This window comes from Thermomonospora echinospora (assembly GCF_900108175.1).
Classification (GTDB): Bacteria; Actinomycetota; Actinomycetes; order Streptosporangiales; family Streptosporangiaceae; genus Thermomonospora; species Thermomonospora echinospora.
Map to the genome: position 1 here is coordinate 351,713 of NZ_FNVO01000001.1, position 12,765 is coordinate 364,477.

Below are 12,765 nucleotides of genomic sequence, written 5' to 3' on the forward strand. Positions count from 1 at the left end.
AACGTCAGGGCTCATGCACCCGGTTGCGACGATTCCCAGCCCCGCCGAGGGGGTCTGGCACCTCGGTCCCTTCCCGCTCCGCGCCTACGCCCTGATGATCATCGCGGGCATCGTGGTGGCGGTCTGGTTGGGCGAACGGCGCTGGGCCGCGCGGGGCGGCACCCCCGGCACGGTCATCGACGTGGCGGTGTGGGCGGTGCCGTTCGGCCTGATCGGCGGACGGCTCTACCACGTCGTCACCGACTGGCAGCGCTACTTCGGCGAGGGCGGTGACCCGGCCCGCGCCCTGCGGATCTGGGAGGGCGGCCTGGGCATCTGGGGCGCCATCCTGCTGGGCGGTGTGGGCGCCTGGATCGGCTGCCGCCGCCGCGGCATCTCCGTGCTGGCGCTCGGCGACGCCATCGCGCCGGGCCTGGCGCTGGCCCAGGCCATCGGCCGCTGGGGCAACTGGTGGAACCAGGAGCTGTACGGCCGCCCGCTGGACACCTGGTGGGCGCTGGAGATCGACCCCGAGCACCGGCCGCACATTCCCGGCACCGGCGTGATCGACCCCCGGTACGCCGACGTCGCCACCTACCACCCGACGTTCCTGTACGAGTCGCTGTGGTGCGCGGCCCTGGCGATCGTGGTGATCTGGGCGGGCCGGCGTTTCGCGCTCACCCACGGCCGCACCTTCGCCCTCTACGTGGCCGGCTACACCCTGGGCCGCTTCTGGATCGAGTGGCTGCGCATCGACGAGGCGCACGTGATCCTGGGGCTGCGCCTCAACGACTGGACGTCCCTGATCGTCTTCACCGGAGCGGTGGCCTATCTCTGGCTGGCCCGCAACAGGACGTCGCCGGAGTCCGTCACCGTGAGGGACGCCGCCGACCCGGACGCCCCGGCGGTGCCCGGCCCCGAGGCCGCCCAGGAGGGCGCCGCCACGGCACCCGCGCCCGAGCCCGAGGACACGGCCGAGCCTGTGTCGGTGGCCAAGGCGGGAGCGGAGCCCGCAGCGCAGGCCAAGCCCGCAACGGAGCCCTCGGCAGGAGCCGAGCCCCCGGCGAAGACCGAGCGTGACGCCGGGCCTGTGTCGGTGGCCGAGCCCGAGGCGAAGCCCGCGAGTGAGACGGAGCCTGAGCCCGTAACGGAGCCTTCGGCAGGGGCCGAGCTCCCAGCGGGGACCGAACGCGATGCGGGACCTGTGTCGGTGGCCGAGCGCGAGGCAAAGCCTGCGGTAGAGGCGGAGGCCAAGTCCGTGACGGAGCCTTCGGCAGGGGCCGAGTCCCGAGCGGAGGCCGAGCGCGATGCCGGGCCTGTGGCGGTGGCCGAGCCCGAGGTGAAGCCCGCGGGGGAGACAGGGCCTGAAACCGTGGCGGAGGCAGGGGCCGAGACGGAGCCTGCGGCAGAGGCGGGGGCGGATCCCGAGGCGGAGCCTGCTGCGGTGGGCCAGCCCGAGCCCGCGGCCGAGGTCGACGCCGAGCCTGAGCCCGTGTCGGCGGCGGCCGGGGCCGGCGACGCCCCCGGCGAGGCGGAGCCGGCGGCGGCGGCCGGTTCCGAGGAGGCCGTGGAGAAGGCGGAGGAGGGCCCCGGCGTCGGGGTCAGCTCACCGTGGTGGGCCACGGAGAAGGTCGAGCCCTGGCCCGAGCCCGCCGGGCAGGAGCCGCAGCCGGGCTCCGACGCCACCGACGAGACTCGTGACCAGCCGGCCGACGAGGGCAAGGACGAGGGCAAGGAGGACGAGACGGCGGCCGGCCGGCAGGCCCGGCCCGCCGGGGACTCCCGATGACCTCCACGGAGGGCGCCGTGACCTCATCTGACCCTCATCACGTGCATCGTGATGTCACCGGTGGCTGGCTGCGGCCGGCGGTGTTCGGCGCCATGGACGGGCTGGTGTCCAACTTCGCGCTGATCGCCGGGGTCGCCGGCGGCGGCGCGGGCCGGTCGGTGGTCGTGCTGGCCGGGCTGGCGGGGCTGGCGGCCGGCGCGTTCTCCATGGCGGCGGGGGAGTACATCTCGGTGGCCTCCCAGTCGGAGCTGGCCCGGGCCGAGATCGAGGTGGAGCGGCGCGAGCTGCTGCGCCACCCCGAGGCCGAGCAGGCCGAGCTGACCGAGCGGCTCAGGGCGCGCGGGCTGGAGCCGGGACTGGCCGCCGAGGCGGCCCGGCAGATCTCCGGGGACATCGACGACGCCCTGCGCGTCCATACCCGCGACGAGCTGGGCGTCGACCCGGCGAGCCTGCCGTCCCCGGTGCTGGCGGCCGGCTCGTCCTTCCTGGCGTTCGCGGTGGGCGCGGTGCTCCCGGTGATCCCCTACCTGGTGGGGGCCACCGCCCTGTGGCCGGCGGCCGGGGTCGCGGCCGTCGGCCTGTTCTCGGCCGGGGCGCTGGTGTCGCGGGTGACCGCCCGGCCCTGGTGGTTCTCCGGGCTGCGCCAGCTGGCGTTCGGGGCGGCCGCCGCCGCGGTCACCTACCTCGTCGGCGCGCTGATCGGCACCGGCGGGATCTGATGGCGGGATCCGGCGGGAGCCGATGGAGTACGGCAACCGGATGTAACGGCCTTTTCGGCACGCCGAGGCCCCCACTGCCGCTAGGCTCACCGCTGCTGATCCACGTTCGCGAACCGGAGGCGAAGTGAGCGAGTCGGGCTCGCGCATGACGACACGCAAGGCCGAAGAGGACTTCTGGCCGGCCGACCGGCCCCAGCCGTCCCGACCGGCCCGGTCCAGGAAGCTGCTGATCGGCGTCGTGGTCGCGGTGGTCGTCATCGTCGCCGCGGTCGCCACGGCGGTGCTGGTGATGGGCGGTGAGGAGGAGACGGGCGGCGGACGGTCGACCGCCCTGCCGACCGTCTTCACGCCCTCCATGGCCAACAGGGACACCGCCGGGCTCGCCAGGCGCACCGCCGATCCCCGGCCGCTGGCCGAGGGGGAGGTGTTCACGCCCGCCATGAAGTCCGTCGGCTACCGCAAGTACGCCTTCACGCTGGCCGGCTCGGACGTGTCGGCCGACTGCAAGGCCGTGACGTGGGGGGCCCGGCTGCAGGCGGACCTGGCCAAGCACGGCTGCAACCAGGTCGTCCGCGGCGCCTACGTCAGCCGCGACAAGGCGCACGTGGGGCAGTTCATCGCGATCAACCTGGCCGACCAGGAGGGCGCCGTCCAGATCGTCCGTGACCTGAACCCCGAGGCCGAGACCGGGTTCGTGGTGCCGCTGCAGGCCCCCGGCGTGCAGGACTTCGGCCGCGGCTTCAGCGCCGCCTACGCCCAGGTCTACGGCCACTACGTGGTGGTCGCGTGGGTGCAGCGGGCCGGTGGCGCCCAGCCGGCCAACCTGAACGAGATGATCGACGTCAGCCTGGCGGTGGAGAAGCCCGGCGACTTCGTGTGGGGCCGGCTCCAGTTGCTGCCCGACGCCAGAAGGACGAGCTGACGGTGCCGGCGCCCGCCCCCCGTACCGCGCGCACGTGAGGAACGACGAGTCCGGCGCACGCCGCGACAGGCCCACCGGCCCGCAGCGGGCCAGGCCCGCCGCGCCGGGTCCCCGGCGTACCCCGGACGGACGCCCCAGACCCCCCGGCGGGCAGCCCCGCCGCGGCGGTCCCGTGCCCGACCCGAGGCCAGGCGCGCCCCGGCGCAGTACGGACGGGCGCGGCACGGACGGGCGCGGTCCCGCCGAACGCCCCGTGGAGCGTCCCGCCGAGCGCGGGCGCGTCGAACGGCCTTCCAGGCAAGGCGGCGCCGGGCGTCCTGCCGAGCGCGGCGGCGCCAGGCGTCCTCCCGAGCAGCGCTCTTCCCCGCAGCGCCCCTCCGAGCGCGGCCGCGCCGGACGCGGCGCGTCCCGAGGCCCCGGCTCCGAACGACCCGCTGGACGCGGTGGGGCGCAGCGCCCCCGGGCCAAGGACCGCAAGGCCAGGGAGTCCGAGGACAGGGCCAAGACCACGGGCGGGTTCAAGGGCGGGATGCGGGGCGGACCCGAACCGGTCCGGCGCGACCACGACCCGGCCGGCCCCGGCGAGCCCCGGCCCCGGCCGGGTCGCCGGGGATTTCCGCCGGTGGTGCTCTTCGGCGCGGCGGCGGTGATCATCGTGGTCCTCGTCGCCGGGATCGCCGTGCTGACGGCCGGCGCGGGCGAGGAGGACACTGTCCGGCGGGCCGGGGGACCGCAGGCGTCGGTCGGGCGTCCCGCCGACAGCGGTTCGTCGCCGTCCTCCTACTCCAGCTCCCCGTCCACCGACGCCTATGCGGGGATCGACCAGCGCGGCGAGGACGGCAGCCCGCTCACCGAGGAGGAGGCGTTCCCCAGCTCGGCCCGCAGCCTCACCGTCAAGGAGGCGGGGAGCAGGCTGAAGCTGGTCGGTAAACGTCTGGACGGCGACTGCGCGCACGCGGTGTGGGGGCGGGCGGTCGGCGACGAACTGCGCCGGGGCGGCTGCCTGCAGGCGGTCCGCGGCATGTACGCCGACACCGGGCGGGGCTACGCGCTCAGCGTCACGATCTTCAATCTGGCCTCGTCCGCCGACGCCGACCGGCTCGTGGACGCGCTCGGCCGGGGCCGGGGCGGCGGCTTCGTCCGCCCGCTGACCGGCGCCGACGACGGCGTCACGGTGCGCCCCACGGCGTCGGCCACCGCGGGCGCCTCCGCTCTGGAGGGCTTCGGGCAGGGCTTCAGCATGGCCCGCGGGCTGGCGATGGGCCACTACGCGGTGATCTCCTGGGCGCAGCGCCTGGACGGAGAGGGCGACGAGACCGACGAGGCGCTGCTGGCCCTGCTGATCGAGGGCGGCAAGGCCCCAGCGGTGCTGGGCCGCGCGGCCGCCGCCGGGTGAGGAACGTCCGGTCCGCCCCCTCCGGTGAGGATGATCACCGGAGGGGGCGATTTGCACCGCTTCGCTCCCGGCTATGCTGGTCTAAACCACTTGTCGATGGTGCCGCCTGGATGCGCGGAAACGGGCCGATGCGCGCGATGTGGCGTGGGCTTCCGTGGAACCGGGTATATCGGGCGGGCCGGGACATCGCTGGCCGGTCGGGAGAAGCCTCGCGATCGTGGTCGATCGGGAGGAGTCTCGCGATCGTGCCCGGTCGGGATGATCTCGACATTGAGATAGTGTTCGTGTAAGGAAAGCAGCAGGGCCAACGCCGTCCCGGACTGCACTGACATCAGCAGTGACACGATGACGGGAGGGTTGATGACGGCTGCCGCCCTCACACCTGGCTTGCCCCCGCGCCAGGGCCTGTACGACCCCGCGAACGAGCATGACGCGTGCGGCGTCGGCATGGTCGCGGACCTGCACGGCCGCAAGAGCCACGACATCGTCGGCAGGGCCCTGACCGTCCTGCGGAACCTCGACCACCGCGGCGCGGTAGGGGCCGAACCCGACGACGGGGACGGCGCGGGCATCCTCACCCAGCTCCCGGACGCCCTCTTCCGCGAGGTCACCGGCTTCGAGCTGCCTGCGGCCGGCGCCTACGCCGCCGGGACCGCGTTCCTGCCCACCGACGGCACCGAACGCGCCGCCGTGGTCGCCCACGTCGAGGCGCTGTGCGCCGAGGAGGGCCTGACCGTGCTGGGTTGGCGCGAGCTGCCCACCGACCCGGCCTTCTGCGGCCCGGCGGCCCGCCGCACCATGCCGCACTTCGCCCAGCTGTTCGTCACGGCCGCGGCCGACGGGCCGCACGCCGGCAAGACCGGCCTGGAACTGGACCGCGTGGTGTTCTGCATGCGCGAGCGCGCCGAGCAGGACGTGGCCGTCTACTTCCCCAGCCTGTCGTCGCGGACCATCGTCTACAAGGGGATGCTGACGACCCCGCAGCTGGAGCCGTTCTTCCCCGACCTGTCGGACCGCCGCTACGACACCGCCATCGCGCTGGTGCACTCGCGCTTCTCCACCAACACCTTCCCGGCGTGGGAGCTGGCGCACCCGTACCGGTTCATCGCCCACAACGGCGAGATCAACACCGTCAAGGGCAACCGCAACTGGATGCGGGCCCGCGAGGCGCTGCTGAGGTCGGACCTGATCCCCGGCGACCTGTCGCGGATCTACCCGGTGATCGACATCGAGGCCAGCGACACCGCCTCCTTCGACGAGTGCCTGGAACTGCTGCACCTGGGCGGCCGGTCGCTGCCGCACGCGGTGCTGATGATGATCCCCGAGGCGTGGGAGAACCACGCCGAGATGGACCCGGCGCGCCGCGCCTTCTACGAGTTCCACTCCACCCTGATGGAGGCGTGGGACGGCCCGGCCAGCGTCACCTTCACCGACGGCACCGTGGTCGGTGCCGTGCTGGACCGCAACGGGCTGCGCCCGGGCCGGTTCTGGGTGACCGATGACGGGTTCGTGGTGCTGTCCAGCGAGTCCGGCGTCCTCGACGACATCCCCGCCGACCGGGTGGTGCGCAAGGGCCGGCTGCAGCCGGGCCGGATCTTCTTGGTGGACACCGCCGCCGGCCGCATCATCGAGGACGACGAGATCAAGGCCGAGCTGGCCGCCGAGCACCCCTACGCCCAGTGGCTGGCTGACGGGCTGGTGCGCTTCGGGGAGCTGCCCACCCGCGAGCGCAAGGTCGCCGACCACGAGGCGCTGGTCCGCCGGCAGCAGACCTTCGGCTACACGCTGGAGGAACAGCGGGTCATCCTGGCCCCGATGGCGCGCACCGGCGCCGAGCCGATCGGCTCGATGGGCACCGACACTCCGCTGGCGGTGCTGTCGGCACGCCCGCGGCTGCTGTTCGACTACTTCAAGCAGCTGTTCGCACAGGTCACCAACCCGCCGCTGGACGCCATCCGCGAGGAGCTGGTCACCTCCCTGCAGTCCACGCTGGGCCCGGAGGGCAACCTGCTGGAGCCGGGGCCCGACTCCTGCCGCCGGCTGGTGCTGCCCACCCCGATCCTGGACAACGACGAGCTGGCCAAGATCGTCCACATCAACGACGAGGGCGCGCTGCCGCACCTGCAGGCGCACGTCGTGCACGGCCTGTACGAGGTGGCCGGCGGCGGCCAGGCCCTGCAGGCGCGGCTGGAGGAGGTCTGCGCCGAGGTCTCGGCGGCGATCTCCGACGGCGCGCGGATCATCGTGCTGTCGGACCGCGGCGCCGACCGCACCCGCGCGGCGATCCCGTCGCTGCTGCTGACCGGGGCCGTCCACCACCACCTGATCCGGGAGAAGTCCCGCACCCGGGTCGGCCTGGTGGTGGAGACCGGCGACGCCCGCGAGTGCCACCACATGGCGCTGCTGATCGGCTACGGCGCCTCCGCGGTCAACCCGTACCTGGCCCTGGAGACCGTCGAGGACCTGATCGCCACCGGCACGCTGACCGGGATCGAGCCGGCCAAGGCCGTGCGCAACACGGTCAAGGCCTACGGCAAGGGCGTCCTGAAGATCATGTCCAAGATGGGCGTGTCCACGGTCGCCTCCTACACCGGCGCCCAGATCTTCGAGGCCATCGGGCTCGGCGGGCACGTCGTCAAGCGCTGCTTCACCGGCACCACCTCCCGGCTGGGCGGGGTGGGCTTCGACGTGATCGCCCGCGAGGTCGCCGAGCGGCACGCCCGCGCCTACCCGGCCGGCGGCAACGGCCCGGCGCACCGCACCCTGGAGGTCGGCGGCGAGTACCAGTGGCGCCGCGAGGGCGAGCCGCACCTGTTCAACCCGGAGACGGTGTTCAAGCTCCAGCACGCCACCCGCACCCGCCGCTACGAGATCTTCAAGGACTACACCCGGCTGGTGGACGGCCAGTCCGAGAAGCTGATGACGCTGCGCGGGCTGTTCCGGCTCCGGGAGGGCGAGCGTCCGCCGGTGCCGATCGAGGAGGTGGAGCCGGTCGAGTCGATCGTCCGGCGGTTCTCCACCGGCGCCATGTCCTACGGGTCGATCTCGGCGGAGGCGCACGAGACCCTGGCCATCGCGATGAACCGCCTCGGCGGCAAGTCCAACACCGGCGAGGGCGGCGAGGACCCCGCGCGGTTCACCCCCGACGACAACGGCGACCTGCGGCGTAGCGCCATCAAGCAGGTGGCCTCCGGCCGGTTCGGGGTGACCGCGGAGTACCTGACCAACTCCGACGACATCCAGATCAAGATGGCCCAGGGCGCCAAGCCCGGCGAGGGCGGCCAACTGCCCGGCCACAAGGTCTATCCGTGGATCGCCAGGACCCGGCACTCCACCCCGGGCGTCGGCCTGATCTCGCCGCCCCCGCACCACGACATCTACTCCATTGAGGATTTGGCCCAGCTCATCCACGACCTGAAGAACGCCAACCCGGCCGCCCGCATCCACGTGAAGCTGGTCGCCGAGGTCGGGGTCGGCACGGTCGCGGCGGGCGTGTCCAAGGCCCACGCGGACGTGGTGCTGATCAGCGGCCATGACGGCGGCACCGGCGCCTCCCCGCTCACCTCGATCAAGCACGCCGGCGCGCCCTGGGAGCTCGGCCTGGCCGAGACCCAGCAGACGCTGCTGCTCAACGGGCTGCGCGACCGGATCGTGGTGCAGACCGACGGGCAGATGAAGACCGGCCGTGACGTGATCATCGCCGCCCTGCTGGGCGCCGAGGAGTACGGCTTCGCCACCGCCCCGCTGGTGGTCTCCGGCTGCGTCATGATGCGCGTGTGCCACCTGGACACCTGTCCGGTGGGCGTGGCCACCCAGAACCCCGAGCTGCGCAAGCGGTTCAGCGGCAGGCCGGAGTTCGTGGTCAACTTCTTCGAGTTCATCGCCGAGGAGGTCCGCGAGTACCTGGCCGCCCTGGGCTTCCGTTCCCTGGACGAGGCCATCGGCCGCCTCGACCTGCTCGACACCGAGCGGGCCGTCGACCACTGGAAGGCCGCCGGGCTGGACCTCACCCCGATCCTGCACCGGCCCGAACTGGCCGACGGCGCGGCGCTGCGCTGCGTCACCGGCCAGGACCACGGGCTGGAGAAGGCACTGGACAACACGCTGATCCAACTCGCCGAAAGCGCCATCACGGGCGGCGAGAAGGTCACGCTGGAGGTGCCCATCCGCAACGTCAACCGCACCGTCGGCACGATGCTCGGGCACGAGATCACACTGCGGCACGGCGGCGCCGGGCTGCCGGCCGACACCGTCGACATCACCTTCACCGGGTCGGCGGGCAACTCCTTTGGCGCGTTCGTCCCGCGCGGCGTCACGCTGCGGCTGATCGGCGACGCCAACGACTACGTCGGCAAGGGCCTGTCGGGCGGGCGGATCTCGGTGCGGCCCGACCCGGCCGCCCCGTTCGAGGCCGAACGGCAGATCATCGCCGGCAATGTGATCCTGTACGGGGCCACCTCGGGCGAGTTCTTCGCCCGCGGCATCGTCGGCGAGCGGTTCTGCGTGCGCAACTCCGGCGCCACCGCCGTCGTCGAGGGCGTCGGCGACCACGCGCTGGAGTACATGACCGGGGGCCGGGCGGTGATCCTCGGCGGCACCGGCCGCAACCTGGCGGCCGGCATGTCCGGCGGCATCGCCTACGTGCTGGACCTGGTGCCGGCGCGGGTCAACACCGAGATGGTGGAGATCGAGCCGCTGGACGACGGCGACCGCGCCTTCCTGCGCGAGATCGTCGAACGGCACCTGGCCGAGACCGGCTCCACCGTGGCCGACAAGCTGCTGGTCGACTGGGAGGGCTCCCTGGACCGCTTCTCCAAGATCATGCCGCGGGACTACAAGCGGGTCCTGCGGGCCAAGGCCAGGGCCGAGGCCGAGGGCCGCGACGTCGACGAGGCCATCATGGCCGCCAGCCAGAGCTGAAAGGGGGGCTCCACATGGCCGACCCGAAGGGTTTCCTGACCGTCCCGCGGGAGCTTCCCGAACGCCGCCCGGTGGACGTGCGCATCAAGAGCTGGAGCGAGGTCTACGAGAGCTTCGGCCGCGACCGGCTGGAGAAGCAGGCCAGCCGCTGCATGGACTGCGGCATCCCGTTCTGCCACCAGGGCTGCCCGCTGGGCAACCTCATCCCCGAGTGGAACGACCTGGTCTACCGCACCGACTGGCGGGAGGCCGTCGAGCGGCTGCACGCCACCAACAACTTCCCGGAGTTCACCGGGAAGCTGTGCCCCGCCCCGTGCGAGACGGCGTGCGTGCTGGGCATCAACTCCGACCCGGTGACGATCAAGCGGGTGGAGGCCGAGATCATCGACCGGGCCTGGGCCGAGGGCTGGGTCGCCCCCCGGCCGCCGGCGGTGCGGACCGGCAGGAAGGTCGCCGTCGTCGGCTCCGGCCCCGCCGGGCTGGCCGCCGCCCAGCAGCTCACCCGCGCCGGGCACGAGGTGACCGTCTACGAGCGCGACGACCGCATCGGCGGGCTGCTGCGCTACGGCATCCCCGAGTTCAAGATGGAAAAGCGCCATCTGGAGCGGCGGCTGGAGCAGATGCGCGCCGAGGGCACCGAGTTCAAGACCTCGGTGAACGTCGGCGTCGACGTCACCGCCGAGCAACTGCGCGAGCGCTACGACGTGGTGCTGCTGGCCGGCGGCGCCACCGTCCGCCGCGACCTGCCGGTGCCCGGCCGTGACCTGGCCGGCGTGTACCAGGCGATGGAGTACCTGCCGGACGCCAACCGGGTGCAGGAGGGCGACTACGCCGAGCCGAAGATCACCGCCGCCGGCAAGCACGTGGTGGTGATCGGCGGCGGCGACACCGGCGCCGACTGCATCGGCACCGCGATCCGGCAGGGCGCCGCCTCGGTCACCCAGCTGGAGATCATGCCCAGGCCGCCGCAGACCCGCCCGGACAGCCAGCCGTGGCCGACCTACCCGATGCTCTACAAGATGGAAAGCGCCCACGAGGAGCTGGCCGGCCTCGGCGGCGAGCGGCTGTACGCGCTGAACACCGTGGAGTTCCTCGGCGACGAGGACGGCAACGTGCGGGCGCTCAAGGTGGTCGGCGTGGAGGGCCCGCAGACCGGGTTCAAGCCGATTCCCGGCACCGAGCGGGAGCTGCCGGCGCAGCTGGTCACCCTCGCCATGGGCTTCCTCGGCCCGCAGCGCGAGGGCCTGCTGGAGCAGCTCGGAGTCGAGCTGGACCAGCGCGGCAACGTGGTCCGCGACGCCTCCTACGCCACCTCGGTCGATGGCGTCTTCGCCGCCGGGGACATGGGTCGCGGCCAGTCGCTGATCGTGTGGGCCATCGCCGAGGGCCGCGCCGCCGCCGCCGGCGTGGACGCCTACCTGTCCGGGACGACGGCCCTGCCGTACCCGATCCCGCCGACGGCCCGCCCCATCGCCTGACCCACCCGCCGGGGCGCCCCCGCGGCACCGCGCCCGCCGTGATCTCGCTGTCACGACGAGATCACGGCGGGCGTTCGCCGTGCACGGCGCCCGCCGAGCCGCCCGCTCGGCGGGTGACGCCTCGGCCCTGTCAGCGAGGTGACAACGGCGTTCGCAAACCTTTGGGATCATGGACGGTCCTTCGCGCCGGGGGACGAGTACGGTGCAGCGAGTGCTGTGACCGGCCCACCGAGCGCGGGGGTGAGCAGCTTGGGCTCCCTGGAGGCAGACGACGGCAGGCAGCCGTGGCGCAACGTGCCGCGGGAGGTCGCCCTGAACTTCCGCCCGTTCGTCCCGCTGGTTGCCGAGGAGGCCGTGGCCGCCATCCGGCGGCAGGTGCCCGAGTACGTCCGGCCCGCCGACCCCAAGTACGACGAGGTGCTGCGCGGCGCGGTGGAGAAGGCCATCGGCCACTTCGTGGACCTCATCGCCGACCCCGACACCCCGTGGGACGACACTCTGGAGTTCTTCCGGGACGTCGGCTACGGGGAGGCCAGGGAGGGCCGCACCCTGGATCCCTGGGAGGTGGCGCTGCGGCTGGGTGCCCGGCTGGCGATCCGCGCGCTGGGGGAGCAGTCCGGCCGACTCGGCATCTCCCGGCAGACCCTCGGCCACCTGGCCGAGGGTGTCTTCGCCTACCTGGAGGTGCTGTCGGCCGCCGCCGTGCGGGGGCACGCCGAGGCCACCGCACGGGCGGCCGGGGAACTGCAGAACCGGCGCCGCCGGCTGATGGAACTGCTGCTGACCGACACCGCCGCCCCCCAGGCCGTGGAGGACCTGGCCCGGCTGGCGCGCTGGCCGATCCCGCGCACCCTGTGCGTGGTCGTCTTCCACGAGCGGGGGGAGATCGGGTTCCGCCCGCCGGCGCTGCCGCCGGAGGTGCTGGTCGACATCGACCGCGGCGACCCGTGCGCCATCGTCCCCGACCCGGACGGTCCGGGCCGCCGCGCGATGCTGAACGGCGCGCTGCACGGCTGGGTCGCCGCCGCCGGCCCCACCGTCGACCCCATGGCCGACCCCGCGCAGACCGCCCGCTCGCTGCGCTGGGCCCGTGCAGCGCTCGCCCTGGCCAGACGCGGCCTGCTGCCCGACGACCGGCTGGTGGTCGCCACCGAGCACATGCCGGCCCTGGCTGTCATGCGCAGCGAGGAACTGGTCGCCCTGGTCGCCGCGCGCCGGCTGGAACCGCTGACCGGCGTGCGCCCCTCCCAGCGGGTCCGGCTGGCCCGCACCCTGCTGGAGTGCCTGCGCTGTGGCTTCAACGCCACCGAGGTGGCCGGCCGGCTGCAGGTGCATCCGCAGACCGTCCGCTACCGGCTGCACCAGCTCCAGGACCTGTTCGGGGAGGAGCTGTACGACTTGGAGCGGCGGCTGGAACTGGAGATGACCCTGGTCGCCTGGCTGGCCCGCGCACTCCCCGGGGCCGCCTCCGCGGACTCTGAGGCGGACCCTGTCACATGACCGTTATTTGACGAATAATGTTTCATGTAACAGTCTTGGGTCATCTCAGGTCCGCCCGCCGA

At 73.3% G+C, this 12,765-nt stretch carries 7 protein-coding genes; all 7 read left to right on the forward strand.

What is annotated here, in order from left to right:
- The first annotated feature begins 13 nt into the window (after positions 1 to 13).
- The 7 genes from lgt to C4U03_RS01670 all read left to right on the forward strand — a co-directional run bounded on the left by lgt (position 14) and on the right by C4U03_RS01670 (position 12,703).
- Positions 14 to 1,768, forward strand: coding sequence for a prolipoprotein diacylglyceryl transferase (lgt, locus tag C4U03_RS42775; protein WP_103935790.1), 1,755 nt, complete (start codon positions 14 to 16; stop codon positions 1,766 to 1,768).
- A gap of 41 nt (positions 1,769 to 1,809) precedes the next feature.
- Positions 1,810 to 2,487 carry a VIT1/CCC1 transporter family protein gene (locus tag C4U03_RS01645; RefSeq protein ID WP_235017566.1) on the forward strand — a complete coding sequence of 226 codons (678 nt, stop codon included), beginning with the start codon at positions 1,810 to 1,812 and terminating at the stop codon, positions 2,485 to 2,487.
- Between the two features lie 145 nt (positions 2,488 to 2,632).
- Entirely contained in the window at positions 2,633 to 3,409 is a 777-nt protein-coding gene (locus C4U03_RS01650; RefSeq protein ID WP_103935792.1) for a hypothetical protein, read from the forward strand.
- 34 nt (positions 3,410 to 3,443) lie between these two features.
- Positions 3,444 to 4,805 (forward strand): hypothetical protein, encoded by a 1,362-nt coding sequence (locus C4U03_RS39740; RefSeq protein ID WP_146087229.1) that lies wholly within the window; start codon positions 3,444 to 3,446, stop codon positions 4,803 to 4,805.
- A 360-nt stretch (positions 4,806 to 5,165) separates the two neighbouring features.
- Positions 5,166 to 9,725 (forward strand): glutamate synthase large subunit, encoded by a 4,560-nt coding sequence (gene gltB, locus C4U03_RS01660; RefSeq protein ID WP_103935794.1) that lies wholly within the window; start codon positions 5,166 to 5,168, stop codon positions 9,723 to 9,725.
- 14 nt (positions 9,726 to 9,739) lie between these two features.
- The gene (locus C4U03_RS01665; protein WP_103935795.1) at positions 9,740 to 11,203 is read left to right on the forward strand and encodes a glutamate synthase subunit beta; all 1,464 of its coding nucleotides are present in this window, start codon (positions 9,740 to 9,742) and stop codon (positions 11,201 to 11,203) included.
- A gap of 249 nt (positions 11,204 to 11,452) precedes the next feature.
- Positions 11,453 to 12,703 carry a helix-turn-helix domain-containing protein gene (locus tag C4U03_RS01670; protein WP_103935796.1) on the forward strand — a complete coding sequence of 417 codons (1,251 nt, stop codon included), beginning with the start codon at positions 11,453 to 11,455 and terminating at the stop codon, positions 12,701 to 12,703.
- Positions 12,704 to 12,765 lie beyond the last annotated feature (62 nt).

Coding starts and splice junctions, on each gene's coding strand:
- gltB (WP_103935794.1), top strand. CDS start 5,166: ATGACGGCTGCCGCCCTCACACCTGGCTTGCCCCCGCGCCAGGGCCTG.
- C4U03_RS01650 (WP_103935792.1), top strand. CDS start 2,633: ATGACGACACGCAAGGCCGAAGAGGACTTCTGGCCGGCCGACCGGCCC.
- lgt (WP_103935790.1), top strand. CDS start 14: ATGCACCCGGTTGCGACGATTCCCAGCCCCGCCGAGGGGGTCTGGCAC.
- C4U03_RS01665 (WP_103935795.1), top strand. CDS start 9,740: ATGGCCGACCCGAAGGGTTTCCTGACCGTCCCGCGGGAGCTTCCCGAA.